Annotated in this window: 20 protein-coding genes; 10 read left to right on the top strand and 10 right to left on the bottom strand. The window is 70.1% G+C overall.

Features of this window, described 5'->3' with window-relative positions:
- Window positions 1-529 precede the first annotated feature (529 nt).
- Window positions 530-1,258 (bottom strand): NrsF family protein, encoded by a 729-nt coding sequence (locus WME96_RS06675; RefSeq protein ID WP_437289328.1) that lies wholly within the window; start codon window positions 1,256-1,258, stop codon window positions 530-532.
- A complete protein-coding gene (locus WME96_RS06680; RefSeq protein ID WP_437289329.1) occupies window positions 1,255-1,941 on the bottom strand; it encodes an RNA polymerase sigma factor in 687 nt (228 codons plus the stop codon). The genes WME96_RS06675 and WME96_RS06680 overlap by 4 nt, the downstream gene beginning before the upstream one ends.
- Window positions 1,942-3,289: 1,348 nt before the next feature.
- Between WME96_RS06680 and WME96_RS06685 the strand changes: the two genes are divergently transcribed.
- Both WME96_RS06685 and tnpB read left to right on the top strand, forming a co-directional pair.
- Window positions 3,290-3,565 (top strand): hypothetical protein, encoded by a 276-nt coding sequence (locus WME96_RS06685; protein WP_437289330.1) that lies wholly within the window; start codon window positions 3,290-3,292, stop codon window positions 3,563-3,565.
- Window positions 3,562-3,801: an IS66 family insertion sequence element accessory protein TnpB gene (tnpB, locus tag WME96_RS06690; protein WP_437289331.1), complete on the top strand. Its 240-nt coding sequence runs from the start codon at window positions 3,562-3,564 to the stop codon at window positions 3,799-3,801. The genes WME96_RS06685 and tnpB overlap by 4 nt, the downstream gene beginning before the upstream one ends.
- A 1-nt stretch (window position 3,802) precedes the next feature.
- Here tnpB and WME96_RS06695 read toward each other — a convergent pair whose 3' ends face one another.
- The 6 genes from WME96_RS06695 to WME96_RS06720 form a co-directional block, all read right to left on the bottom strand.
- Window positions 3,803-4,360 carry a dihydrofolate reductase family protein gene (locus tag WME96_RS06695; RefSeq protein WP_437289332.1) on the bottom strand — a complete coding sequence of 186 codons (558 nt, stop codon included), beginning with the start codon at window positions 4,358-4,360 and terminating at the stop codon, window positions 3,803-3,805.
- Between the two features lie 239 nt (window positions 4,361-4,599).
- Window positions 4,600-5,859, bottom strand: a complete 1,260-nt coding sequence (locus WME96_RS06700; protein ID WP_437289333.1) for a cytochrome P450 — start codon at window positions 5,857-5,859, stop codon at window positions 4,600-4,602.
- Between the two features lie 142 nt (window positions 5,860-6,001).
- A complete protein-coding gene (locus tag WME96_RS06705) occupies window positions 6,002-6,286 on the bottom strand; it encodes a hypothetical protein (protein WP_437289334.1) in 285 nt (94 codons plus the stop codon).
- 272 nt (window positions 6,287-6,558) lie between these two features.
- Window positions 6,559-7,695, bottom strand: a complete 1,137-nt coding sequence (locus WME96_RS06710) for a hypothetical protein (protein ID WP_437289335.1) — start codon at window positions 7,693-7,695, stop codon at window positions 6,559-6,561.
- A 229-nt stretch (window positions 7,696-7,924) separates the two neighbouring features.
- Complete coding sequence (locus tag WME96_RS06715) at window positions 7,925-8,662, bottom strand: hypothetical protein (protein WP_437289336.1); 738 nt, start codon at window positions 8,660-8,662, stop codon at window positions 7,925-7,927.
- A gap of 105 nt (window positions 8,663-8,767) precedes the next feature.
- Entirely contained in the window at window positions 8,768-12,574 is a 3,807-nt protein-coding gene (locus WME96_RS06720) for an ATP-binding protein (protein ID WP_437289337.1), read from the bottom strand.
- Between the two features lie 655 nt (window positions 12,575-13,229).
- Here WME96_RS06720 and WME96_RS06725 point away from each other — a divergent pair.
- The 5 genes from WME96_RS06725 (at window position 13,230) to WME96_RS06745 (ending at window position 18,454) form a co-directional block, all read left to right on the top strand.
- On the top strand, window positions 13,230-14,675 hold the full coding sequence (locus tag WME96_RS06725; protein ID WP_437289338.1) for a protein kinase domain-containing protein: 1,446 nt from the start codon (window positions 13,230-13,232) through the stop codon (window positions 14,673-14,675).
- A gap of 58 nt (window positions 14,676-14,733) precedes the next feature.
- Window positions 14,734-15,777, top strand: coding sequence for a hypothetical protein (locus WME96_RS06730; protein WP_437289339.1), 1,044 nt, complete (start codon window positions 14,734-14,736; stop codon window positions 15,775-15,777).
- Window positions 15,778-15,787: 10 nt separating this feature from the next.
- Window positions 15,788-17,116 (top strand): hypothetical protein, encoded by a 1,329-nt coding sequence (locus WME96_RS06735; RefSeq protein WP_437289340.1) that lies wholly within the window; start codon window positions 15,788-15,790, stop codon window positions 17,114-17,116.
- 56 nt (window positions 17,117-17,172) lie between these two features.
- On the top strand, window positions 17,173-17,442 hold the full coding sequence (locus WME96_RS06740; protein WP_437289341.1) for a hypothetical protein: 270 nt from the start codon (window positions 17,173-17,175) through the stop codon (window positions 17,440-17,442).
- Between the two features lie 211 nt (window positions 17,443-17,653).
- The gene (locus WME96_RS06745) at window positions 17,654-18,454 is read left to right on the top strand and encodes a hypothetical protein (protein WP_437289342.1); all 801 of its coding nucleotides are present in this window, start codon (window positions 17,654-17,656) and stop codon (window positions 18,452-18,454) included.
- 133 nt (window positions 18,455-18,587) lie between these two features.
- On the opposite strand, the gene WME96_RS06750 is transcribed toward WME96_RS06745, so the two are convergent.
- The gene (locus tag WME96_RS06750; RefSeq protein ID WP_437289343.1) at window positions 18,588-19,589 is read right to left on the bottom strand and encodes a GNAT family N-acetyltransferase; all 1,002 of its coding nucleotides are present in this window, start codon (window positions 19,587-19,589) and stop codon (window positions 18,588-18,590) included.
- A 118-nt stretch (window positions 19,590-19,707) separates the two neighbouring features.
- Window positions 19,708-21,558, bottom strand: a complete 1,851-nt coding sequence (locus WME96_RS06755) for a hypothetical protein (RefSeq protein ID WP_437289344.1) — start codon at window positions 21,556-21,558, stop codon at window positions 19,708-19,710.
- A 389-nt stretch (window positions 21,559-21,947) separates the two neighbouring features.
- Here WME96_RS06755 and WME96_RS06760 point away from each other — a divergent pair, with 389 nt between their 5' ends.
- The 3 genes from WME96_RS06760 (at window position 21,948) to WME96_RS06770 (ending at window position 24,485) form a co-directional block, all read left to right on the top strand.
- The gene (locus WME96_RS06760) at window positions 21,948-22,295 is read left to right on the top strand and encodes a polyhydroxyalkanoic acid system family protein (RefSeq protein ID WP_437289345.1); all 348 of its coding nucleotides are present in this window, start codon (window positions 21,948-21,950) and stop codon (window positions 22,293-22,295) included.
- Between the two features lie 11 nt (window positions 22,296-22,306).
- Window positions 22,307-23,689, top strand: coding sequence for a DNA topoisomerase IB (locus WME96_RS06765; RefSeq protein WP_437289346.1), 1,383 nt, complete (start codon window positions 22,307-22,309; stop codon window positions 23,687-23,689).
- 286 nt (window positions 23,690-23,975) lie between these two features.
- Window positions 23,976-24,485, top strand: coding sequence for a hypothetical protein (locus WME96_RS06770; protein WP_437289347.1), 510 nt, complete (start codon window positions 23,976-23,978; stop codon window positions 24,483-24,485).
- Window positions 24,486-24,563: the final 78 nt, after the last annotated feature.

Genomic DNA, 24,563 nt, shown 5'->3' on the forward strand with positions numbered 1-24,563 from the left:
GGCTGGATCGCCTCACCGCCCACCGTAGACGTAGAGCGCGCGCGACCAGCCCGCTGCCCGCGCTGCGGCGCCGCGGCTTGCCCGCTGGGGGGGCAAGGTTGGGGCTGTGGGGCCACGGAACGCGGTCGCGGCAGGTGCGCGGTCCGCTCGCGGCCGGCGAGTGCGCCGGGCTCGTCACGATCGAGGCGCGCAGAAGCGGTGGCGCTCTATCGCAGTGGGCTCATCGGCTCGCTCGAAGACGCTCGTGACCCCCGTCACGGAGCCGATGAGCTTCCTCGGGCACCACGTCCTCGTCCGACGCCACCCCGGACATGGCCGGCAGGTGAGCGCGCGCGCCTCCGGGAGAAGATCAAGCAGATCGTCAAGAAGAGCTCAACGGGCTCTTCGCTGCGGGATCAGCTCCGGAGGCTCTGCAGATCTCAGCGCTGTCGATCTGATTCCAGACTCTTACTACGCCGCCGATGGAGGGCGGTGACATTTGCAATAGGATTTTGCCTCTCACCATCACCAAACTCGCAACACAGCCTCATCATGACCGCACAAAGGAAGGAGCCACGAGCATCCCGAGGACGGTGAATACAGCAATGGGAGCGACGTGACTGGTCAGGACGTGCAGCTGCTCTGCGGCGGGGCAGTGGATAATCAGGGCGAGGCCCGCCCACGCGCCGCTCGCAGCCCCCAAGGCGGCGCCGCGAAGCCTTGCAGACACGGGGACGGCATGACGCAGCGCCCAGGACTGCGCTCCCAGCGCGACGGTGCCGATGATCGCGGCCTTGACCATGCACGGCAACCCGAAGGGATGCAGCCGCGTAGACGCAACAACGGCTTCGGGATCGACAGATCGCAGCGGAAAGAGGAGGGCGATCACGAGAAATGCGGGCGTTGCCCCAAGCGTCGTGGTGCCGAGCAGTCGCGCGCCGGATCCAAACCCGGCCGATCCAGGCCGGACGGCGACTGCCGTGGTGCCGACGGTGAGGATGCCGAGCAAGACGAATTCGAGCAGCAGTTGCCCGGTCGGGAGAGAGGGGAGATCGCTGCGAAGCAGGGGTCGTCCGAACAGCGCGTGGAGCCCGAGCAGCGTAGCGGCGACGATGCACGGGAGCGCGCAGGCGACCAGAAATAGACGATTTCGAATTGGCGTCCGTGGCGCCGGCGTTTCTGCTATCGCCGTGACCAGGCGGGCATGGAGTTCATGGGGCGGCCTCGCCACCGATTCGAAGCGACGGGGAATTCTGTGTGCAAAGTTGTTCTCGATCATAGCATGCCTTCATCCCACCCGGCGTAGCGTAGGGCAGATCTGATCTGCTCGTACGCACGATGGGCGCGTTGCTTGACGACATCGCCAGTCGTACCGAGCACGCTTGCCGCTTCGGCGATGCTGAGCCCCTCCTCCCGCAGCAGGACGTAGGCACTCCGGTTCTTCTCGGACATCCTACCGATCTCGCGATCGACCACCAGCAGCATGTGGCGCGTGCACGCGTCGTCCTCCGGCGAGCCGTCGCGGCTCGGCAGCGAGCGGCACGTGATGGGCCCGCTGTCGGCTACGCGCAGATCCTCCCGGCGTCGCTGGCGGCGACGGACGCGGTCCAGGTGCGCGGAACGTGCGATGGCGAAGGCCCAGTTGAGGGCCGGTGCGCCGGGAATGTAAGAGGCGCGCGCGCGGTGAAGCCGGAGGAACGCGTCCTGGAAGAGATCGTCGGCGTCGCTGCGGTTCCGCGCAAGGCGCAGACAGAAACGGTGCAGGCGCGGTGCAAGCGCCTCGTAGAGTTCGCCGAAGGCCGTTGCCTCGCCCGCCGCGTAACGCTGCATGATGCTGTTGAGCGACGCGGTAGCGCCAATCAGCGATGGTTCAGTCGCTGTAACTGCGCAACGGTCGACAGACAGGATGGAGAGCGTGCTCTCAACAAGCTCCGCGCCGTCCATGGTCACATTGGGGGTCATGTGCTCTCCCGACGGGTGTACGCCGCGGCTGTCCGCCGGTGACATTTTTTCTGCTACCTCGAGGCTACCACATCGCGACCCGACCCAGGCTGGCGTACCGCGGAGGAGGCAGCCGCCTCCGCACGCGCGGACACGAGTGGTTCATCAACCTTCGTAAGGCGCGGCCTGGTCCACGTACGGGTGGTCCCGACGGAAATGGCGTGCTCTCACTACACTCCCAGTTGATGTCTGGGAAACTCGACGTCGACAGCTTGGTTGTGCTGCCGTACGTCGAGCCCAGATAAACTTCGTCATCTGGGCGTATTCCGGGCCGGCGAGACGGCCGGATCCGAGCGTAGGTGACGGATCGTTTCGAGGGGACGTGACGGGGCGTTGCGGGCCCCGACGCGGTGTTTCGACACATCTGACGGCTTGTTCCGACCCATGTGACGACCGTTTCGAGGGGGAGACGCAACTCAAAACGTATCGAAGATGTCACAACCCAACTGCGGGTCCTGCCCCGGGTTTCGGTCCGCCTCCTCCTGAAAAAGCGACGCTATCTCAGCACTTTGCCCATGCATCGACGATGAGGCAGCCCTGAGGTCGAGGGCTTGAGCGCTCTCTTTGCGCGGCTGGCCGGCTTCGGCTTGGCAGCGGTGGCGCTCGGCGTCGTCAGTGCAGGTCGTTTCGGCAGGGATGTCTCCCTTCGCCTTGGTCGGGCGTCGTTTCGCTTGTGTTTGAGCGCCTCGTCGTGTTCGCAGGAGCGAGCTGTGGCTCGATAGACGATCCGCATTGACAGGCCGGCGGTCGCCCTGCTGACCTGGATGGACACTGGGGTCCGAAACGAGACCGTGGAGGCGCATTCTAAGGGATGGTACGTTCGACCCACAGGCCGAACACTCTCGATGCTTCCGCGCTCATCCACGTGGCCGTCCGTCACGCTCCCAGCGTGACGCGCTCGTGGCGTACGTTCCCGTAGGGGGAAAGTCAGCGCATCGAGGCCCTTCTTGAGGTCGAGGCCGGCCTCGACCGAGCCGTTGCAGCGGCGGCGCCGAGTCCCTTGTCGATCGAGCGCTGGCAGCGGCGCGCCTTGATCGCGGCCTCCTTCTTACTTTGCGCCGGCTGCTCGATCGATTGTGCTTGCAGCCACAGGCCCTTGGCCGAAGCGACCGCTGCGCTCTCTGCGCATGGTAGACCGTGCCGTCGCACCAAATGCCCCACAGCACCCCCGACAGCCGCCGCGCCAGCGCCACGACGGCGACGTGGCAACCCCGGCGCCCGTCGATGGCCTTTGCCCATCGGCCCAGCGGGTCGTCGCCGCTCTTGTGGCGCGTAGGTAAAAGAAGCCGGAGCGCAGCGCGAAGAAGTGATGTACTGGAAGTGGCTGCTGGTGCGCGACGACAAGGCCTCTGCGCCTGCGCTCGAACGCAGACAGTCGCAGAAGCGGGCGCGCGCGTCGAAGCAGGCCCAGCTGGCTGCCGCGGTGCCTATGGCTGGGGATCGCGCCGGCTTGATCGAGATCCAGTCCACGCCAGCGGACGCGCGGTTCGAGCTGGAGCTCGGCCAGGGCCGCTGTCTCCGAGTGCCAGCGTCATTCGATGCCGACGGCCTGCGGCGCCTGCTCGACGTTCTGGAGGCCTCATGATCGCGGCTGGCGTTCGCATCTTCGTGTGCACCGAGCCGCTCGACATGCGCCAGGGCTTCGATCGCCTGGCACACGCCGTCAAGCTCAAGCTCGGAGAGGATCCGCAGAGCAGCTCCTTGTTCATTTTCGCCAATCGCGGCGCGACTTGGCTGAAGGCGCTCTGGTTCGACGTCAACGGCTACTGCCTGCTGTACAAGCGCTTGCAGCGCGCGCTGGGCGCGATGGGGCTCCTCTGAGTCAGCGCGCGCGCCGGTAGTGCATCGCCACCGCGCCGCAGCGGAGCGGCTTGGCCGAGAGCAGATCGAGCCGCCGCGTGGCGGGCAGCCCGCTCTGGTACAGGGTCGGGCCGTGGCCGGTGAGCCTGGGGTGGACGAGGAACTTGTACTCGTCGATGAGATCCAGCCGATCCAGCTCGGTCGCGAGCTTGGTGCTGCCGAGGAGCACGCCGGCCGGGGTCGCGTCCTTGAGCTTCTGCACGCCCATGCGCAGATCGCCGGCGATGTGGTGGCTGTTGGTCCACGGGAAGTCCTTGCGGGTGGACGACACCACGTACTTCGGCTTGGTCTCCAGCCTGACCGCCCACTCGCGCATCGCCGGAGGCGCCTCCTCGTCGCCGCGGGCGACCGCCGGCCAGTAGCTCTCCATCATCTCGTAGGTGACGCGGCCCCACAGCATCGCGCCGCTCTCGTCCAGGAGGCGGGTGAAGAAGGCGTGCGTCTCGTCGTCGACGATCCCCTCCAGGTGGTCGACGCAGCCGTCCAGGGTGACGTTGATGGCGAAGGTCAGCAGTCCCATGCGGCGAGTCTCCTTCGGAACGAGGCATCCGTCAATGTCCCGGTATTGGGATGCGCACCGCGAGGCTCTCGGCTTTGTCATCTCGCAAGGCGGCTCGGCGCGTCTTCGATCAAGCCCGACCATCAAGGATCTCGAGGCTACGAGGAGGTTCTACGAGAAGCTCGTTTCAAGGCCTTCGCCGGGGATGCCGCGCAGAGCTGGCTGAGCTTGCCACGTCGCCGGCGCGGCGCGGGGGAGGGCTACGCGTCCCACGCGATGGGGAGCGAGTCGAACGCGCGCATGAGGATAAACGGGCTCCGGCGCGCGGGGTCCTTCCCGCGCCGCAGGCCGGGCAGCCGCTCGAGGAGCTCTTCGAGCGCGATCTTCGCCTCCGTGCGCGCCAGCAGCGAGCCGACGCAGAAGTGGATGCCCTTGCCGAAGGCGAGGTGCTTGCCCGTGTCCCTGCGGTGGATATCGAAGCGCTCGCCGTCGGCGAACTCCGCCTCGTCCCGGTTCCCCGACGCATACAGCAGGTACACCCGTGCGCCTTTCGGGATACGGACCCCGGCCACCTCGGCGTCCGCCGTCACCGCCCGGAAGAAGCCGCGGACCGGGGACTCGCAGCGCAGCATCTCGTCGATCGCGCCCGGGATCAGCGACGGGTCGCCGCGCAGCGCCTCTGCCGCCTCCGGGTGCGCGAGCAAGAGGTCGATCCCGCTCGCGAGCAGGGCCGTCGTCGTCTCGTGCCCGGCGGCCAGCAGATCCATCGCGTTGCAGACCGCCTCCTGCATGCTCAGCGCGGCGCTCCCGCCGATCTCCTCCGGGACGAGGAGCGAGAGCAGATCCTCCCGCGGCTCGGCGCGGCGCGCCTCGATCTGGGCCTGGAAATAGCGCTGCATCGCCACGTATCCGCGGGCGCTCGCCACCTGCGCCTCTGGCGGCGCGCTCCCCGCCATCAGCGCCTGCTTGTCCTCGTGCCACGCCCTGAGCTGCTTCATCTCGGAGCGCGGCGCCCCGAGCAGATCGCAGATGACGTACCCCGGCAGCGGCAGGGCGATCCGCGAGACCAGCTCGGCGTGCCCATCGCGGATGACGGCGTCGATCAGATCCCGCGTGAGCTCGCGAATGTGCCCCTCCAGCGCCGCCACGCGCAGCGGGGTGAAGGCCTTGCCGAAGACGGCGCGCACGCGCGTGTGATCGGGCGGGTCGCTCTGCACGAGCGAGGTGAACTCCTCGTACCCCTCGCGGAGGACCGCGCGGACCTCGGGGATCGGCTCGGCCCTGACGTAGAGCGCGTTGAAGGACGAGAACCGGTCCGTGTCCCGCAGGACGGCCACGATGTCGGCGTACCTGGTGACGACCCACACGTCGAGCCGGGGGCTATAGAAGACCGGCTCCTCGCGCCGCGCGCGCGCATAGATCGGGTAAGGGTCCTCGATCTGCTCGGGGAGGAAGGGGTTGAAGAGCTCGCCGAGGGAGCCCCTCGGCGGCGGCGGGATCTGCTCCGGAGCTGCCTTCACGATGTCGCCTCCTGGACGGCCCTGGGGAGGAGCGGGCCGAGCCCGGAGGATATCTCATCGGTGACGCGCTCCGGGAGCGGCGCGATCAGCTGCGAGGCGGACCGCGCCGAGAGCCGAGAAAACCCGATCGGTACAACGGCCATCAATCCGAGAGAGGGCACTGCTCGTAGCAGCGCCAGACCTCCGTGCTGCGGTCCGTGCCGCCGGCGAAAGACGCCTTGATCTCGTCGCAGGGCGCGTCGAGCACGCACGACGCGCGACACGCCTCGTGTTCGGAGCAGCCGGCGAAGTCGTCATCGAGCTCGAGGTCGTCGACCCCGCAGGCCTCGGCGTGCTCGACGGCATCCGCGCATGTCCCCGTCTTGCAGCCGGCCGCGAGGAGCGCGGTCGCAATGAAAATCGACGCCATGAGATAAATCTTGCGCATGATCCAGCTCTGCAGCTCGCAACGTGTGGATGGAGGGGAGCCGGCCGGCCCATGCAGCGCGGCGCCCCGGAAGCGGCCCGCCGTTGCCGCCGGCCCCTTCACCCGATGAAGAACGTGGGGCAGCCGGTTTGGGCACGGGCCGATGTCGATTTCACGAGCCCGGCCTCGTCGAGCCTGCGCGGGTGAAAGGAGAACGTGGACGGCGCGCCAGCGGCTCGTCGGGCGCGCGGCGCGGAGCGCGTCGGGACACCTCGATCAGGCCCCGCAGGAGCTCAGGCGTGGAGCCAGGGGCGCAAGCCGAGGCCGCTCCAGTGAGAGGCCCAGCCGACGTCAACCACCTCGGGGCACGCCTCGATCCACGAGCGAATGTCCCATATGTAGCGGCGCTCCTTCAGGGCGGTCCGGAAGCGGTCGACGTCGATTCGATACCAACTCAGGTAGTCTTGGTTGCTCCACAGACCGACCATATAACCGTCGTTCCAGCGGACGCACGCGCCGTGGATGTTGTACTGACGGAGCTCCAGGAGCGCCTCGTTGACCTCCGTCTCGATCGCGTCCGGATGCGGTAAAAAGACCGGCGCGGGGAGCCGCGCGATATCGGCTCGAGCAGCCAGGCCCAGCGGGCTGCCAGCGACCGTGACGCGCTCGAGCGCCGGGAGGTGATCCAGGAGCGGGCCGAGCTCGGTCAGGTCGCACGCGGTGAGATGGAGATCCGTGAGGTGGGTCAGCGAGGACAGGCCCGACCAATCGGCGATCCGGCAATGCGTGGCGAAGAGGCGACGAAGCGTGGGAACGGCCGACAAGGCCTCGAGATCGGGGAGCTCGCAGGAATCGAGCGCGAGGTTCTCGAGCCGACGAAGCGGCTTCAGGTCATCGAGCTGGGTCGCCTCCTCGTAAAGGAGCGAGCGGATGCGGTCTGGATGGGTGAGCCGGCGGCGCGGCAAGCGGACGTCGCTCGAGAGGACAACGTCCGCGCGGACACACAGAGCGTCGAGGAGCGCACCGAGCGGCACCCCCGTACCGAGGCTCTGCCCCGGATCGTCGTGCAAAAGGAAGTACACCGTGGGATTCGACGGGTTCGGGTCATCGAGGCGGAGAACCGCCCAGTCATCGTTCGGCGTCGCGATGCCCACGAGCGGCGCGGGCCCGTCGGCGTGACGGATCGGCTCGTCGGGGGCCCACACGCCGCCGAACTCCACGCGGCGCAGCCAATACTCGTCGGAGATCGGGCCTGTCGCGCAGGGATCGAGGGAGAACGCGATCCCCTCGGGCCATTCGATGGCCGCGAACTGGCGCAGCGGCTCCGGCAAAGGCAAGCCCAGCAGCTCGCGCGGCTGCTCATGCCAGCTCGTGGGCGCGGCGATCCCGAGACCGGAAAGGCCGCGCAACACCTCCGACGACAGTACCATCGATCGCCTCCGTCAGCGCCCGCCGAAGCAAGGCTGCGCCCGGACTGTACACGAGCTTCAGCCCCTGAGCACGGCCTCGGTCGCGCCGGCGTCAGCCCCCCTCGCCGCGCGGCATCCCCGCGCACGCCGCCTCGGCGAAGCTCTCCACGGAGATCGCGCCGCGGACGATCCGGTGGTCGCGCCCCTCGAACGTCAGCCGGGCGGCAGCTCTCGCTCGACCCGGCAGGGATCAGGGCATTTGCAAGCAGTAGCGAGGCTCTTCGAAGCTTCGTATGGATTGACCATCTTCGCTGACGCCGAGCTTGAAGTAGCTGTAGGCGGACCCCGCCTCACATTGCTCTTCGTACTGCTGCGGGCCGGCCGTCGTCCCGCCGATGGGATCGAGCCATTGTTCGACGCCAGGCGTCGACGATTTCCATACCTCGGGTGTCGAGCAACCGAACTGGACCTGGTACACATGCTCTGCGTCGTACGTATACCTGAACGCCACGACATTCTTGGGGTAGTCGCAGAATTTGGAGACGCGCGAGCCCGCCATGCTGCCGATCACCGGGCCGGAATCGTACCCATCCCCCGTGTGACCGTCGCTCTGAAAGTCGGCGCAATGAAGGACGAACCCGTTGAGCCACGCGTCACCCCAGACGCGGGCGCCCACGGCGACCCCCTCGCCAGGCGCGCACTCTTGGGCCATCACCTCGCCGCCCGTGCCGCCGCCCGCCTCGCCGCCCGTGCCGCCGCCCGCCTCGCCGCCGCCCGCTTCGCCTCCGCCGCCGCCGGCGCCGCCCGCCTCGCCGCCTCCCGCTTCGGCGCCGCCGCCACCGGCGCCACCGCTTCCGCCAGCTCCTCCAGCGGCCTCACCGTTGAAATCAAGTGATCCTACCCCCGAGATCAGCGTGCATCCCGCGGTCGCGGCGAATCCTACGAACAGCACACCCATCCTCGCAATTCGCTTACGTTGCATATCCATCGTTCCTTCTCCGTCAGAAGCTGCCTCGATCTCGCCGCGGCGCGCGTCGCCAAAGCGCTCCGGGCGCGGTCACGTCGTGTCGTCGCCGAGGATCTCGGACGTGGATCACTCGAGCCTGCGGGCCGGAGGCTCCTCGATGAGCTCCGTCAACCGATCGAACTGGATGGGCTTGACGAGGTGCGTCTCGAAGCCTGCCTCCTTCGAGCGCCGGAGATCCGCCTCCTGCCCGTAACCGCTGATCGCGATCAGGCGAACGCGCTCACCCGCCGGCTGCTCGCGGAGGCGCCGCGCGAGCTCGTAGCCGTCCATCACCGGAAGCCCGATGTCGAGCAGCGCGACGTCGGGCGCGAACTCCTCCGCGATCCGGAGCGCGGACGGGCCGTCGGAGGCGACGCGCGTCGTGTGCCCCAGCGTGCCCAGCGACTCGGCCAGGAGCTCGACCGCATCGAGGTTGTCGTCCACGAGCAGGATGCGGCGCCCGTCGGCGGGCGACCGAGTCGCCTGCATCTCGGCCGGCGGGCGCGCCGGCGCGGCCTCGGGCGAGCGCGCGGTCGCCACAGCCGGCAGTCGGACGGTGAACTCGCTCCCACGCCCGCGGCCCTCGCTGTGCGCGCTCACGCGGCCGCCGTGCATCGCGATGAGGTTGTGGACGATGGCGAGGCCCAGGCCCAGGCCACCCTGGGCGCGGTCGAGCGCCTGGCGCTCCTGCACGAAGCGCTCGAAGACGCTCGCCAGCATCTCGGGGGCGATGCCGATGCCGTTGTCGCGCACCGAGAGGACGACCTCGCCCCCCGCGCGCTCGGCCAGGACGGCGATCTCGCCGCCGGTCTCGGTGTACTTCGCGGCGTTCGTGAGCAGGTTCGAGATCACCTGGGCGAGCCTCGTGACGTCGCCGTCCACGGCGAGGCCGCTCGAGGGGACCGCGACCGTGAGGTCGTGCCGCCGCTGCTCGAGCAGCGGGCTCGCCAGCTCGACCGCCTTGGCCACGACCTCCGCGAGCTCGATACGCTGCTTCTTCAGCTCGACCTTGCCCCGCGTGATCCGGGAGACGTCGAGCAGGTCCTCGACGAGCGCCGTCAGGTGCTTGATCTGCCGCTCGATGACGAGCCGCTCGCGCTCGGCGTGCCCCCCGGCGCGGAGGCGCATCAGGTGGAGCGCCGTGACGATCGGGGCGAGCGGGTTCCGCAGCTCGTGGCCGAGCATCGCCAGGAACTCGTCCTTCGCCAGGTTCGCTCGCTCCGCGTCGCGCCGCGCGTCCTCCGCGCGGCGCAGCAGCTCCTCGCGCTCCCGCGCCGCCTCCTCGAGCTTCTTTCGCGCCCGCACGTACTCGGTGACGTCGAGCGAAATGACCAGGATCCGGACGACGGCACCGCCCGGCTCACGCATGGGGTGCATGTTGAAGCTCCAGTACGACTCCTCCAGCCCGCCGCGCCCGCGATTGAGGTCGAACCGGCATTCGTAGGTGACGAACGGCTCGCCCGTCGCGTAGACCCGGTCGAAGACCTCGAGGAGCGGCGAGCCGACGATCTCCGGGAAGGCTTGCGCCAACGTGCGTCCGATCACCTCACGATGATCGCCCACCATGGACACGAGTTGAGGATTCGCCATCTCGACGACGTGCTCCGGGCCACGGTAGACGGCGATCCCGACGGGCGCGCGCTCGAACAGCTCGTACATCCTCTCGCGCTCCCGCTCCGCCTCCCGCCGGTGCGCTGCGAGCTGGAGGTGGGTCGCGACGCGGGCGATGAGCTCGCGCGCCGAAAACGGCTTCACGAGGTAATCGTCGGCGCCGGCCGCGAGCCCCTCGACGCGGGACTCCTCGCCCGCGCGCGCCGAGAGCATGATCACCGGCACGCTCCGCGTCGCCGGATCGGCGCGCAGCGCCCGGAGCAGGCCGAAGCCGTCGAGCCCCGGCATCATCACGTCGGCGATGACGAGATGCGGCGGCGATCGCAGGGCGATCTCGAGCGCGCCGGCGCCGTCGCTGACGGCCTCGACGGTCCACCGCTCATCGAGGATGCGCCGCACGTACATGCGCATATCGGCGTTGTCGTCGGCGACGAGGATGCGCGTGCTCGGGTCGAGCGGGACCGCGACAGGGGCGGGCTCGGCGCGATCGGCCGGGGCGAGCGCCAGGGCGGGCGCCTCCGTCGCGAGCTGCCACCGCAGCGCCTCCTCGACATACGGCGCGGCGCCGGTCGCCGTCGACGAGAGCGTCTTCTCGGCGCGGATGCGCTCCGCCGGCAGGTGCGCACACCCGCGCGGGATCGCGATCGTGAACGCCGTCCCCTCGCCCAGGCGGCTCTCCGCCCGAACGCTGCCGCCGTGCAGCCGCACCAGCTCGTGCACGAGCGCGAGCCCGATCCCGGAGCCCTCGTGCGTGCGCGAGCGCGCCCCCTGGACGCGGTGGAAGCGCTCGAAGAGGCGCGGCAGCTCGCGCTCGGGGACGCCGGTGCCCGTGTCGCGCACCGCGAGCTCGACGTGGTCCCCGCGCGAGCAAAGCGACAGGAGGACCTCGCCCTCGAACGTGAATTTCAGGGCGTTGGACAGCAGGTTCAGGACGATCTTCTCCCACATGTCCCGGTCGACGAACACCGGCTCCGGCAGCTTCGGGCAGTCCACCTTGAACGCGAGCCCCGCTCGCTCGATCGCGGAGCGAAACGCGCTCGCGAGATCGGCCGTGAGGCCGGCGAGGTCCGTCGGCTCGTAGGACGCCTGCGCTCGGCCCATCTCGAGGCGCGAGAAGTCGAGCAGCGTGTTGACCAGCTTGAGCAGGCGCAGCGCGTTGCGGTGGACGAGCGAAAGGTGCTCACCGCTCAGCGCGCGCTCCGGCGACGCGAGCGCGTCTTCCATGGGGCCGAGCATCAGCGTCAGCGGCGTCCGGAACTCGTGGCTGACGTTGCTGAAGAACAGCGTCTTCGCGCTGTCGATCGCGGCGAGCTCCTCGGCGCGCCTGCGTTCCTCCTCGTAGGCCCGCGCGTTCGCGATGGCGGTCACCACCTGATCGGTGATCAGCCGAAACAGCCCGCGATACGACTCGTCGAGCAGGCGATGCGGGCTCACGCCGCCGACGAGGAAGCCATACGGACGAGGTTGTCCTGGCCGCGAGAGGGGCAGAACGATCGCCTGCTCGGGCGCGCTGCCCCAGCGGCCGAGGGGCAAGGCGCCGAAGCGGGCCGCGAGATCGCCGACGAGGAGCTCGCCAGAGGGGCGCGCCGCCTCCGCGAGCGGCCAGGTCGAGGACGCGTCGGCGTGCTCGTGGAGGGAGACGCGCTCAGGCTTCGCGGCTCCCTGATACTCGTCGAGCCCGCTCGCGCCGACGAGGCGCGCGTCGCCCGTGCCGCTGTCCGAGAGGTAAAGCAACGAAAACGGCAGGTCGGCGCCGTTCGCCGCGAAGATCTCCGCGGCTGTGGAGCACGCCTCCTCGGCAGACTTCGCGTGGGCAGAGCGGGTCGCGAGATCGCGCAGCATGTGGAGCTGGCGCGCATCGAGCACTTGCTCCGTGGTCTCCTTCACCGTGATGAGGACGCCGATGACCCGCTCGGTGTCGCCCGGTATCGGGCTGAAGGAGAGCGTGAAATACGTCTCTTCGACGAAGCCTCGCCTCTGCACCGGGAGCAGGAGGTGCTCGCTCCACGTCGCGGGCCCGCCGTCGAGCACGCTCAGCGCCATCGGGCCGACGACGTCCCAGACCTCGGCCCAGACCTCGGCCGCCGGGGCGCCCATCGACGCAGGGTGCTTGTTGCCCAGGATGGGCCGATAGGCATCGTTGTAGATCTGCAGCAAATCCGGCCCGATCAACGCGATCATGGAGAACCGATTGCCGAGCACGAGGCCGACCACGGTCTTGAGGCTTATCGGCCAGCTGGCGACGGGGCCGAGCTTCGTCTTCGACCAGTCGATCGAGCGCATCAGGGCGCCCATCTCGCCGCCCCCGGCGAGGCAGCCCGCGGCGCTCGCGTCCAGGGCGCTGCCATCGGGCGAGGGCGCGACGACATCTGAAGATTCCTTCCGTATGCCGGCTGGCCACATGCAGCGCCATGGTGAATGAAATCCACGGCTCTCGCCACAGGGACACGCGCACATGGCTGAGGCGCTATCAGCCTTGAGCCGCCCCTGCGGCCGAGGAGCGGGCGACCGCAGCGGCCTCCGAGGATCGCGGAGCGATGCAGTACGGCAGAACGCGGTCGCCTGAGGCGCCGGGGCGAGCGGCGAAGCCCGATACGCCGGCAGGGAGAGACTCGGACAGGACGTCCTCGCTCCCTCGTAGCCGTCATGGAGATCCGTGCCGTCGTCCTCTCGGGAGGTGATTGCGACGATTCAGAAAGCCGAAGCGTCTCGTGGAGCGCGAGCGCGAGCAGGACCGCGAAGATCACGGCGGGGGCCATCGCCGAGGAGAGCGAGGCCGTTGTGTACCATGTCCCACATCGGGAGCGCTGCTGCTGCCCGCGGCATCATCTCCCCCGGGCATGTGGGGGTTGCCAGCGCGTTTCAGGGCGGCGGAGCGCGCGCGAGGCCATCAAGCGGCGCTTGACCTCCCGGAGCCGCTGAGACCACATGGGGAGCCATGCGCACCGGCCCGGTCCAGCCCGGCGACATCCTGGCGGGCAAGTACCGCGTGGAGCGTCTGCTCGGCACGGGGAGCATGGGGGTCGTCGTCGCGGCGGTCCACGTCGAGCTCGGCCAGCGCGTGGCCGTCAAGTTCATGCGCTCGGCCCACGACGACGCCGCCGGCGCGCACGCGCGCTTCCTGCGCGAGGCGCGCGCGGCGGTGCGGCTGCGCAGCCAGCACGTCGCCCGCGTGTTCGACGTCGGCACCCTCGAGGGCGGGGCGCCGTACATCGTCATGGAGTTCCTCGAAGGGCGGGATCTCGCCGCGTTGCTCAGGGAGCGCGGGTCGCTCTCGATCGACGACGCCGTGGAGTACGTCCTCCAGACGTGCGAGGCCGTCGGCGAGGCCCACGCCGCCGGGATCGTGCACCGCGACCTGAAGCCGTCGAACCTCTTCGTCACGCACGACGTCAGCGGCTCGCCGTGCATCAAGGTCCTCGACTTCGGCATCTCGAAGATCAGCGGCGCGGACCTCGCCCTCACCGATGACGACCAGACGCTCGGCTCCCCCTACTACATGTCGCCCGAGCAGATGATCTCGTCGAAGGACGTCGACGCGCGCAGCGATCTCTGGGCGCTCGGCGTCCTCTTGTACGAGCTCATCGCCGGGCAGACGCCGTTTCACGCGGACAGCTTGCCGGAGTTCTACGGGCGCATCCTCGCGGCCCGGCCGACGCCGCTCCGCGAGCGCCGGAGCGACGTGCCCCCGGAGCTCGACGCCGCGATCCAGCGGTGCTTGACGCACGATCGCGAGCAGCGCTGGAGCGACGTGGCGGCCTTCGCCGGCGCCCTCGCGCCTCACGCGCCCGCGCGAGCGTCGGGCTATCCGGAGCGGGTCTCGCGCGTGCTCGACCTGCAGCGGCTGTCCTCGTCGGGATCCAAGCACGAGCCGGCGGCGCGCCGCGTGGAGTCGCCTCCGCCGCCGGCCAGCGCCGGAGCCGCCGAGGAGACCGCGCCGCTCCCGCCGAATTCCGTGGAGGAGACGGCGCACACCCTGTCCCCGCCTCGCAGCACCTCGTCGTCCTACGAGCTGCTGGGGAAGAAGCCGCGCCGCCGGGCGCTCCTCCTCTTCGCCGGCGCGCTCGTCGCGGGCGCGGCGCTCGCGGCGCTCGTCGGCGGCAGGCAAGAGGGGGCGCCACCCTCGGCTCCGACAGGCGCGCAGGCGGCCGCCTCGGGGGCGCCGGACGCGGCCCTGCCGGCGCCCGATGAGCCCCAGGCTCCTCCCTCCACGATCGCCTCTCACGGCGCGAGCGCGACGGCGCAGGCGGAGCCCACCTCGCCTTCGGCGACGGCGAAGGCCACGCGGAAGGCGACGAAGCCCCTCGTGCGGGCGAAGCCCCCGGCCGAGGGCCCTCGCGCCCCGAAGCCTGAGCCGACGTTTTCGTACGATGAGCGGCGCTGACACCGGGACAAGGGCGAGGGGGGCCGATATCCTCCGGGCGGTGCGTGGCCCAGGCCCGATGCGTGTGAAACGCGGCGTCATCGCTGCCAGTGCGCTGGTCCTCTCGTTATCGCTCGCGCCGCGCGCCCTCGCGGACCCGACCGCCGAGGACCGGGCGGCCGCCGACGTGCTCTTCCGCGAGGGGCGCGCGCTCATCAAGCAGGGCAGCTACGCCCTCGGGTGCTCGAAGCTCGTCGCCAGCCAGAAGCTGGATCCGATGGCCGGGACGCTGCTCGCCCTGGCGGATTGCTACGAGCTCAATGGGGAGACGGCGAGCGCCTGGGCGACCTTCAACGACGCCGAGGCGATGGCGCGCAAAGCGGACGATCCGCGGCGCTCGAAGGAGGCGGCGCGGCGCGCGGGTCTCCTGGAACCGCAGCTCTCGAGGCTCGTCATCGAGGTGGCGCCGGAGGCCCGGATCGAGGGGCTCGAGGTGCGTCGCAACACGAAGCTGCTCGATGCTGCGCTGTTCGGCTCGGCGATCCCGGTCAATCCGGGCGAGCATACGATCGAGGCGGCGGCGCCCGGCAAGAAGGCATGGAGCGCGAAGGTGCTCATCGAGCCGAGGGCCGGGCAGAGCACGGTACGCGTCCCTCGGCTCGAGGACGCGCCCCCGCCACGAGCGGCCACCGCGCCCGCGCCGGAGCGGCCCTCGCGCGCGCGTGCGGCCACGAGCGCCGCGCCCGCGGCGAGCTCGTGGAGCGCGCAGAAGACCGTGGGGCTCGTGCTGGGCGGGGTGAGCTTGGCCGGGATCGCGGTAGGCGCCGTGTTCGGCGTCGATACGCTCTTGAAAGTTGGTGACGCGCGCAGCCAGCACGGGTGCACCGACGACGACCCTCCCCGTTGTGACGCCGAGGGGATCAAGCTCCATCAGGCCGCCAATACGACCGCCAACATCTCCAATGTGGCGTTCGCGGCGGGAGGCGCGGCGCTCATCGCGGGCCTGGTCGTGTTCCTGACCGCGCCGTCGAGCGAGGCCGCGCCGAAGGCGGCGCTGGAGGTGCGCCTTCAGCCCGCGGTCGGGGCGGGAACGGCGGGGATGTCGTTGCGAGGCAGTTTTTGAGATGCGAGCGATGCGACCATGGAAGCTCGTCATCGCCGGAGGCGCTCTGCTCGTCGCCGGCTGCCAGCTCGTCGCGGGCGTGCGCACCGACGCGGAGCTGAACCAGGAGGGGAGCGGCGGCAAAGGGTGCACCGTTCCTTCCGACTGCCCGGGCGGCGCCTGTCAGGACGGCGTCTGCAAGCCGGCGGAGGCGAAGTGCGTGCTGGACCTCGATCCGTTCGACATCCTCACGTCCGAAGACCTCGGAGGCCATGAGGTCGACGCCTCCTCGCTCGTGCTGGCGAGCGGCCCCGGTCGCGTCTTCGTCTCGGTCATCGACAAGGCGGCGAGCCGGCTCGTGATCGGGACGGTGCACGAGCTCCGGGACCCTGTCGGATCCAGGGCGGAGTTCCCCCTCGCCGACGGAGCGGCCTTCGTTACCGGCCGCGAGTCGGGAGGGCAATTGACCCTGCTGGGCAGGGTGGGGTCCGACATCGGGCAGCTCGTCTTCCTCACGACCACCGACGGCGTCTCGTCGGAAGGGACGTTCCAGCGGTTCCCCGCGCTCGCCCCGGAGTGCTCGAGCCCCAACGTGGCCGCGTCGATGGCGTTCGCCCGAGCGGGCGATGAGATCTTTTACGCCGCGACCTGCGAGGCGCCGGGCGGCTCGACGCGCTCGCTCGTCGTCGGCGGGTCGGCCGAGCCTGCGCCGACCCTGGTGGCCCAGGGCCCGCGTACCGACGCCTCGCTCAACGTGCGCTTCTACACGGTCACGAGCGGCCGGCATCTCCTCCTGCTGGACGACAGCGCGACCGGAGAAGCGTTCTTCAGGACGGGCGCCGCCGCCGCCGATCTCGGCGTGGCGCACCAGGTCCAGTTCAGCCCATCTCCTGAAGAGGTGGAGTCTTTCTTCGGAGCGTTCCCGCTGCCCGAGGGCGATGGGGTCACGCTCTTGATCGCGCACATCGTACCTCCGCCGAGGCTCGCCGTCTCGGCGGAGGTGGGCGTCGTGAGGGACTTCTCGTCGCTCGTCGAGGTCCCCCCGCCCGGCTTTACCCCTGTCTTCGAGCTCCAGAACGTGAGCCAGTACAACCCCCCGGGCCCGCCCATGAGCGACGGCGAAAACGTGTATGTGACGCTGGTGCCGCACCCTGGAAAGACCGTGAATCTGGGCTGGTTCACGCGGACGGGTGAGTCCTTGCTCCCTCAGGAGCATGTCTTCTCCCTCCCGGACGGCAGCAGCGCGCAGATCCTCAGCTCGACCGTCGCGCAGCTCGGCACCAAGCTGCTCGTCGCCTGGATCGAGCAGCTCGACGGCGCAACCTCGGTGCGCGGCCAGCGGCTGATCTGCGCGCTGTGATGAGCGCAAACGCGCCGCGCGCGGCGCTCACCCTGGAAGCGGTCGCGAGACCTGAGGTGCGCAGGAGTCCGGCCACCTCTGGCCGGCGCCGGACTCCTGGCGGGCGGAGCTACGACGGCAAGAGGTACCGGCTCATCAAGGCGCTCGACAGCTCGCCGGCGGGCGTCGAGCAGGTGTACTCGCACACATCTGATCCCGACGTCCTGTTCCACGTTGACGGCAAGGACCTCATCCGCTACCACGTCGGCGCCTGGACGAAGGACGTCGTGACGACGTTTGACTTCTGCTCGGGCGGCGCCTGGAGCCGTACGGCCACGCGTCGCTGAGCATGGTGAACGGTCACGACACCTGGAGCGAGGCTGTCTACGATCCCGGTCCCGGCGGCGATGCCGCCATCGGGCTCCTCGTGACATGGGATATTGCGGAGGGCACCGCGAAGGGGCCGAACCGCACACCGTGCCCAGCCCTGGCGGCACGCGCGCCGTGTTCGGGAGCGACCGGGGCAACGGTGATACGTCGACACCTAGGGATGGACGCATGCACAATCCAGGCGATGTGATCGGCACCTACGGCAAGAGCCGTTCGCTTCTTTTTGCCGGATGGTTTCTGGCGGCGCTGTTCGCCGGCGCGGGCGCCCTGGTGCTGTCCCTGGTCCCAGGGCCGGGCAGCACGGTGCGGTTCGATGGGGATGTGTCGGTGCTGTATCGCGCTGGCTACGGGGCGATCGCGCTGGGCGTCGTGATCGCGCTGGGCACGTGGTGGGTCGTCGGCTCGCAGCCCGTGTTCGTGCTGTACCAGAACGCGATCCAGGCTCGGGAGCGCAAAGGCACCCGGACCGACTTCTACGCCGACATCGAGGATCTCTACACGTTTTACTTCGGCGGTATCGGCTACCGAGCGACACCACAGGCGCCGTGGGTCTTCATTGGAGCGCGCACCTCGCGCTACGCCGAGCTGAGCCACACGTTGCGGATGCGCCATGTAGCGCAGCGCGGGGAGCGGCTCTACCGCGAGCTTCAGGCCGGTGGCTCGGTCGGCTTCCGGGCTCTGCCCGACAGCGTGGCGTTGTCCAAGACCCTGTTCGCCTCCCGCAACATGGACCATCCGATGCAGAGGATCGAGCTCACCCGCGGCCACCTCACGATCGAGGGGAAGACCATCGCGATCGAACGCATTGCCGACGTCGCATCCAACCTCTGGGCAGAGCGGTCGCAGATTCTCGATGTGGATGGCAGGGTGTTCCACACCATGCACTCGAATGCCGTGATGTCGTTCGATGTGCTGGTGGCGCTGATCGCCCGCTTGCAGCAGGACGCCGCCTCTGCAGCCCGCGTCTGAGAGCGGGCATGGGCAACGCACGCGCCGGAGGGGCCGGCGCGTGCGCGGTCGACCGAGGGAGTCGGGGCCCTGCGGGGCTGGGCCGCTCGAGAAGATGGCGAGGTAACTGGCCAGCTCCGCGCGGGCAACGCTGTCACCCTGCAAGATTCCACTTCATCTGCCGTTCGAGCACGACGAGGCCGCCGCGCCGCACGAACCCGAGCTCCTCGTTCAGCGCGAGCATCCCCGGGTTGTTCGACTCGACCGCCGTCGCGATCCGCGAATACCCCCTCCGCCGCGCGAAATCGATCGTGGCCAGCTTGAGCGCCCTCGCCACCCCGCGGCCGCGGCTCGCCGTCGCCACCCCGGTGAACAGGTGGTCGAGGCACGCGGGGTCGTCCTCGCTCCGGTGCAGGATGCAGAGCCCGACGTACCTGTCGCCGTCCCGCGCGACGAAGCACGCCTCGGGCAGCGACGTCGGCGACCGCTCCAGGTACGCCGCGAACGCGTCCGCCGGGAGCTCCGGGTCGACGTGGTTCGGCAGCGGCACCTCGCGGTTCACGGCGAGGTAGAGCGCGTGCAGCTCCGCGAGCCACCCGGGCCGGCGCGCCCGCTCCTCGGAGAGCGGCGCGATCGCGACGCCCGTCACCGCGCGCTCCCCGAGGCGCACCGCCCCCGCCGGCCGCGTGAGGTCGAGCTCGAAGTCCCAGCTCCGGAAGAGCTCCCGGAAGCCGAGCCGCGCGGCGAGCGCGAGCATCTCCGGCTGCGTCTCGCGCGCCATGGCGCGGAGCTCCAGGGCGCCCAGGCGCGCGAGGTCGCGCTCCATCGCCGCGAACAGCAGCGCGCCGATGCCGCGCCGCCGGTGGTCCGGGGCGCACCGCACAGCGCACCAGAACCGCGCGGGGTGGTGCTCCCACGGGACGTGGAAGTGGTGCGCATACGCCACGATCTCCCCCGTCGCGACGACCTCGGCGACGTGGCGGCCGAGGACGTGGCCGCGCCGCGCGAGCAGCTCGTCGAGCTCCCGCAGCGCGCCCGCCGAGCGCGGCTCGATGTCGTGCCGCTCCTCGCGCGGGACCGCGGCGTTGATGCGCGCCACGGCCTCCCGGTCAGCGTCGGTCGGCCGGGCCGGCCGGATCTGGACGGCGCACGTCATCCGTCGAGGATAGCGACCGGCGACCTGGACCGGCGGGGATTCTCCCCGTCGCGCCGCCTCGGCGAGGCGCAGGACCAATCGCCCCGTGACGCCGGGTCGCCCGCCCGGAGACGCCGGCTCACCTGCCCAGCGCGGCGATCTGCTCGTTCACCCAGTCGTCGCCCACGAGCGGGTGCACGCCGGCGCCGTCCTGCGCGAGGTCGATGCCCACCGACAGGAGCCCGCTCTTCACGAGGAACGCGCCCCGGGGGTCCTGCCCGTCGGACTTCGTGAGCCGCCCGCGGATCGCGAGGTTGCCCCCCTGCGCCTCCAGCAGCCTGAAGTCGACGTCGCTCGCCTTGCGCGTGACCGTCGCGGACGCCTTGAGCCCCTCCATGGTCAGGAGCCCCGTGGCCCACCCGGGGATCGCGTCCTCTGCGTCGAGCAGCTCCACGGCCGGCCGCGCGTCCTTGCACTCGAGCCGGATCGCCGCCTGCATCAGGCCTCGTCCCACCTTCGCCTCGTCGATGTCGATGCGCGCCCACCAGTCCGGCCACGCCTCGCCCTTGTGCTCGACCGCGAGGTCCTTGATCTCGATACGGCTCTTCCGGAACGTGGCCGCCGGGTTCAGGACGCTGGCCGCGTCGAGCGCGATGCGCGCCTCCGCGTCGCCCTTCACGGTCGTCTCCTTCCACCTCAGCGCCCCCTGCTTCATCAGCAGGCTCAGCACGCCGGACCCGCGCCCCAGCGGGTCGACCTCGAGGCTGCTCCGCATGAACGCGGCGCCGCCCGTGAACCGCGGCGCGTCCGGCGCGGCGCCGTCCGCGTTGAGCCAGCGCAGGTCCGGGATCGCGGCGGCGACGACATCCACCTTCGACGAGAACCCCGGCGGGAACCTCATGAGGTGGAGCTCCGGCGCGTCGAAGACGGCGCTCGCCCGCTCCACCACGATGGGCGGCAGCCCCTTCTCGGGGCGCTCGAGCGTCGCGCGGGGCACCCGCACCTCGAGGCGCGCCTCCCCGCGCTCGCCGACGCGGAGGTCCACGCCCGCCTCGACGGCCGCGCGCAGCGAAGAGGCCGTGGCCACGAGGTGGCTCGTCGCGTACGAGGCGGAGCTCCCCGGCTCTACTTTGCCCCGGTTGATGACGAGGTTCGTCCGGAGCTCTCCGCTCCCGTCCTCCACCCGCGGCTCGGCGTCCTCGCCCGTGTAGAAGTGGATGAAATCGACCCCGGGGAGCGCGACGTCGAGGCGCGCGCGCGCCCAGGTGGTGTCGAGGAGGTCGATCCCGTCGATCTCCCGCGGATCGAAGGTGTTCATGGTCACGTCGAGGTCGCCGTCGACCCGCGCGGCCACGCGATCGGCGAGGTGGACATCGCCCGAGCGGAGCTCCATCGCGAGCGGCCCGACACGGACGGAGCGGAGCGGCTTGTAATAGAAGCCTCCCCGGATGCGGCCGCCGCCGGCATAGCGGACTTGCTGGATCCAGATCTCCTTGAGCGTCGTGTCCACGCCCTCGAGGTGGACCGTCCAGAGGTTGTACCCCTCGTCCGAGTTCTCGAGATCCCGCTGCGGCGGCAGCGCCGGCTTGATCGGAGGGTTCGCGAAATTCGGGATGGGGGGCAGCGCCTCGATGTGCGGCGCCTCCAGATCGCGCTCGCTCGTCGGATCCACGAGCAGCCGCATCCGGAACACGAAGCCCTCGGCGCGGATGTCCTCGGCGTAGAACTTCTTCCGGAGGAGATCGGTCAGGTGGATGTCCACGTCCACCTCGTCGAGCAACACAGCCCACTGCAGCAAGCTGTCCGACCCGCTGAGCTGGAGATCCTCGACGTGCACGACACCAGGCCAGAAGCTCCAGGCCGACTCGTACTGCAGCGACGCGTCGATCGGGTTGTAGCTGATGAGCCGCGCCATCAGCTTCGTGCTCAGCATGACATTGATGATCACGACGTAGCCGAGCCAGAGCGCGACAGGCAGGATCAACAGCACCTTCAGCGCCTTGCTCGCCCGCGGCCCGAGCCACCCCCTGAGTCCAGGCGATGACCTCAGCGCTCCTGCTGCGTGCATGATCGCGTGGAACGCACGCGGCATGCCGCCGAGCTGACCCGTGGCGCGCGCCCGCGGGAGGGGGGGCCACCGTAGCGATCTGCCTCGCTTGTGGCGAAGCTCGCCAGGCGCGCGGCGAGCGACGCGACGAGCAGCGCGCGGTTTTCCTGGATCTGCCCTGGATCTGCCGGAGATCGCGGCGCCGGGGGCGGCCGACGCCGCGGCGCCCGGCAGGCACCCCCCTTGCTAACCCTGGCGACCGCTGCGCTGCCGAGCCTGTCGCACAGCAGCCCCCGCTGGATGCTTGTTCCAGCGATCACCCGAGGTCATCCATGAAGCACACGGTCCATCACGACCTGAACGACGACGAAGCGAAGACGGCAGTCCTGCGGGCGCTGGCGCGGTATCGCGATCGTTACGCGGAGTACTCGCCCTCCATGCTCTGGAGCGACGATCGGCGCGCGGATCTCGGGTTCTCCTTCAAGGGGTACAAGGTGACGGGGCGCCTCGAGCTCCGGCCCAGCGCCGTGGATCTCGATGTCGACGTGCCGCTCGCGCTGCGCATGTTCAAGCGGATGGCGATCGCGGCGATCGACGAGGAGGTGCGGCGGTACCTCGGTGAGGCGCACCGCGAGCGCGCGCTGCGCGCCCCGGCTGCGGTCGTCGAGGACGCCGTCTGAGCTCGTGACGTATGCAGAGCTCCAGCGCAACAACCCCCCGAACCAGGCGTCGCTCGCGGAGCGCTCCGCGGCGCGAGCGGCGCTCCGCGCCGAGCGCGGTCGTCCGCCGGCGCCGTGTGACCCTGGCGATCGAGACCGTCGAGACCGTCGAGACCGTCGAGACCGTCGACTACCCGCGCGCGGTCGACGACCCGCGCGCGGTCGCCGCGGCGGCGCCGCTCACCCCGTCGCCGATCGAGTCGGCCAGGTCGGCGGGCCTCCGGTACGTCAACGACGGTGAGCCGGGCATCTCCAGGCGCAAGGCGGGCAAGAGCTTCAAGTACCTCGACGCCGAGGGGCGCCCCGTGAAGGACGAGGAGACGCTCGCGCGCGTCCGCCGCCTCGCGATCCCGCCCGCGTGGACCGAGGTGTGGATCTGCCAGAGCGAGCGCGGGCACATCCAGGCCACCGGCCGGGACGCGCGCGGCCGGAAGCAGTACCGGTATCACCCGCGCTGGCGCGAGGTCCGCGACGAGACGAAGTACGACCGGATGCTCGCGTTCGGCGCGGCGCTCCCGGCGATCCGCGCGGCGACGGAGCGCGACCTCGCGCTGCCGGGGCTGCCGCGCGAGAAGGTGCTGGCGACCGTGGTGCGCCTGCTCGACGAGACCTCGATCCGCATCGGGAACGACGAGTACGCGCGCGACAACAACTCGTATGGTCTCACCACGCTGCACGACGAGCACGTCGAGATCCAGGGCGATCGCATCAGGTTCCACTTCCGGGGCAAGAGCGGTAAGGAGCACGAGCTGACGGTGCGCGACCGCCGGCTCGCGCGCGTCGTGAAGCGCTGCCAGGACGTGCCCGGTCACGAGCTGTTCCAGTACATCGACGGCGACGGCGGCCGGCAGCGGATCCACTCCGACGACGTGAACGAGTACCTGCGCGCGATCGCGGGGCAGGAGTTCACGGCGAAGGATTTCCGCACGTGGACCGGCACGGTGCTGTGCGCGTCCTTCTTCTGCGAGATGGAGGTCGCGACCACGGCCCGCCAGATGAAGAAGTGCGTGGCGCAGGTGATCGACATGGTGTCTGCGCGCCTCGGGAACACGCGCGCCGTCTGCCAGCGCTGTTATGTCCACCCCGCGGTGATCCGCGCCTACACCGAGGGCGCCCTGCAGACCTTGCTCGAGGCGGAGCAGGCCGTCACGGACGAAGCGCTCGCGGCGCTCCGGCCCGAGGAGGCCACGATGCTGCGGATCGTCCGCGGCTTCAGCGAGCGCGACGCCGTGCCGCTCGCGAACCAGCTCCGCGAGAGCGTGCGCGCCGCCGCCAAGGCGCGGCGCGCCGGCGGTGCGCGGCGCGGCGTGAAGAGCGCCAAGCGGTCCAGCAAAGAGCGTCGCGCCGCGGCCTGAGCCGCCACGTCGAAATCCCCACCACAACCTGCGCTCTGGCCGTCCCCGACGTCCGACTCTGGCCGTCCTCGACGTCCCGACTCTGGTCGTCATGGGTGCTGACGAGATCGACGTGTCTCTCCGTCACAACGCGCCCATGGCGCTGTGGCGTTGTGCCCCGGACGCGGCAGCGCTGCGGTGGGTTCGCGAACAGTTTCGCAGACTTGCGCGAAGGTCGCGCCCGGTACGCTTCGTGTTCTTCGGGATCTCCGAAGAGCGGCGCGAACCCTCAGCCAAGGAGGTCTGCATGGCGAGCCAGAGGTTGATCACCGGGACGGTGCGTACACGTGTCGAGGCCGAGGACGCCATCCGGCGGATCCTGGACAGCGGGCACTCGCGCCGAGACATTTGCCTCATCGTGAGCGAGGCCGCGAGGCGCCAGCATTTCTCGCGCTCGCGCGTCCAGGGCGCGGCCGTCCACGGCCAGGCGCTCAGCTCCATCCTCGGCGCGGCGGGCGCCGGTCTCGTGGTCCCCGGCCTGCGGCTCGCGGTGGCAGGCCCGATCGCCGTGCAGCTCGCCGACGCGAGCTCGGCGAGCACGGTGGCCAGCCTGAGCAGCGTGCTCGTCGACGCCGGCATCCCGGAGCAGCGCGCCCCGGAGGCCGAGCGCCGCCTCAAGGAGGGCGCGATGCTCATCGGCGTGGCGGCGCGCGACGACGCCGACGCCGCGGCGCTGCAAGCCATCCTGCGCGACGTCGGCAGCGGAGAGTCCTGCGGCACCAGCAAGGGTGCGCGCGTCTTCGCGTCGTTCGCCTAGTACTGCGGGGCAGAAGTCCTGCCAGGGATCTGCCTCGCGAGAGGAGAGATTTCAACGCCAAGGCGCCAAGGCGCAAAA

The sequence above is a fragment of the Sorangium sp. So ce406 genome (genome assembly GCF_051474675.1).
GTDB classification, from domain to species: Bacteria; Myxococcota_A; Polyangia; order Polyangiales; family Polyangiaceae; genus Sorangium; species Sorangium cellulosum_G.

Excerpts from the sequence above, each read along its gene's own strand:
- WME96_RS06735 (WP_437289340.1), top strand. The coding sequence starts at position 15,788 with ATGCGACCATGGAAGCTCGTCATCGCCGGAGGCGCTCTGCTCGTCGCC.
- WME96_RS06750 (WP_437289343.1), bottom strand. The coding sequence starts at position 19,589 with ATGACGTGCGCCGTCCAGATCCGGCCGGCCCGGCCGACCGACGCTGAC.
- WME96_RS06720 (WP_437289337.1), bottom strand. The coding sequence starts at position 12,574 with ATGCGCTCGATCGACTGGTCGAAGACGAAGCTCGGCCCCGTCGCCAGC.
- WME96_RS06770 (WP_437289347.1), top strand. The coding sequence starts at position 23,976 with ATGGCGAGCCAGAGGTTGATCACCGGGACGGTGCGTACACGTGTCGAG.
- WME96_RS06675 (WP_437289328.1), bottom strand. The coding sequence starts at position 1,258 with ATGATCGAGAACAACTTTGCACACAGAATTCCCCGTCGCTTCGAATCG.
- WME96_RS06685 (WP_437289330.1), top strand. The coding sequence starts at position 3,290 with ATGTACTGGAAGTGGCTGCTGGTGCGCGACGACAAGGCCTCTGCGCCT.
- WME96_RS06730 (WP_437289339.1), top strand. The coding sequence starts at position 14,734 with ATGCGTGTGAAACGCGGCGTCATCGCTGCCAGTGCGCTGGTCCTCTCG.
- WME96_RS06725 (WP_437289338.1), top strand. The coding sequence starts at position 13,230 with ATGCGCACCGGCCCGGTCCAGCCCGGCGACATCCTGGCGGGCAAGTAC.
- WME96_RS06680 (WP_437289329.1), bottom strand. The coding sequence starts at position 1,941 with ATGACCCCCAATGTGACCATGGACGGCGCGGAGCTTGTTGAGAGCACG.
- WME96_RS06705 (WP_437289334.1), bottom strand. The coding sequence starts at position 6,286 with ATGCGCAAGATTTATCTCATGGCGTCGATTTTCATTGCGACCGCGCTC.
- WME96_RS06695 (WP_437289332.1), bottom strand. The coding sequence starts at position 4,360 with ATGGGACTGCTGACCTTCGCCATCAACGTCACCCTGGACGGCTGCGTC.
- tnpB (WP_437289331.1), top strand. The coding sequence starts at position 3,562 with ATGATCGCGGCTGGCGTTCGCATCTTCGTGTGCACCGAGCCGCTCGAC.
- WME96_RS06765 (WP_437289346.1), top strand. The coding sequence starts at position 22,307 with ATGCAGAGCTCCAGCGCAACAACCCCCCGAACCAGGCGTCGCTCGCGG.
- WME96_RS06745 (WP_437289342.1), top strand. The coding sequence starts at position 17,654 with ATGCACAATCCAGGCGATGTGATCGGCACCTACGGCAAGAGCCGTTCG.
- WME96_RS06710 (WP_437289335.1), bottom strand. The coding sequence starts at position 7,695 with ATGGTACTGTCGTCGGAGGTGTTGCGCGGCCTTTCCGGTCTCGGGATC.
- WME96_RS06715 (WP_437289336.1), bottom strand. The coding sequence starts at position 8,662 with ATGGATATGCAACGTAAGCGAATTGCGAGGATGGGTGTGCTGTTCGTA.
- WME96_RS06760 (WP_437289345.1), top strand. The coding sequence starts at position 21,948 with ATGAAGCACACGGTCCATCACGACCTGAACGACGACGAAGCGAAGACG.